The sequence below is a fragment of the Thalassotalea sp. G20_0 genome, from assembly GCF_017744175.1.
Classification (GTDB): domain Bacteria; phylum Pseudomonadota; class Gammaproteobacteria; order Pseudomonadales; family Endozoicomonadaceae; genus Endozoicomonas.
Map to the genome: position 1 here is coordinate 1 of NZ_JAGHQV010000353.1, position 738 is coordinate 738.

At 48.2% G+C, this 738-nt stretch carries 1 protein-coding gene; it reads right to left on the reverse strand.

Features of this window, described 5'->3' with window-relative positions:
- Positions 1-738 (reverse strand): HsdM family class I SAM-dependent methyltransferase (locus tag J7438_RS26465; protein WP_209279009.1); only part of this gene is annotated, 738 nt, incomplete at both ends.

Consider the following 738-nt stretch of genomic DNA (forward strand, 5'->3'; position numbering starts at 1 on the left):
CGGGTGACCTGTCTGAAAATATGTCGGGCATCAATAAACAGAATCTTGTCTCGATTTTTCTCCTGCTTGTTTTTATCGAAAAACCAGAGGGTGCAGGGCAGAGTAACGGTATAGAAAAAGTTGCTGGACACCGCCACCATCACATCCACAGCACCGGTCTGAATCAGTTTTTTACGAATTTCCAGCTCAGAACTCCGGGCATCGCTGGCGGAGTTCGCCATCACAAAACCCGCACGGCCTTTGTCATTCAGAGCCGCGTAGAACATCTGAATCCAGATATAGTTACCGTTATCGGTGTTTGGCATACCAAAAGGGAAGCGCTTTTTGTCATCTTCAATGCGTTCCTTCTGAATTTTATCCACGTTAAAAGGCGGATTAGCCATAACAAAGTCAAAGGCTCCGGCACAGCGATGGATATCTTCGTAGTAGGAGTTACCTTCCCGGATATCTCCCTGCAAACCATGGACTGCCAGGTTCATTTTTGACAGCCGAACGGTATCGCCTGTTTTCTCCTGCCCGAAAATGGAAAGTTCGTCTGAAGCGCTACGGTTATGCTCTTCCACAAAGGCTGCACTGGATACAAACATGCCGCCGGAGCCACAAGCTGGATCAAAGACCTTGCCGTGGAATGGTTCAATTATCTGGGTAATAAGGCGAACCAGTGGGGATGGGGTGAAAAACTCTCCACCGCCCTGGCCTTCACTTTTGGCAAACTCATTGAGGAAGTACTCATAGATC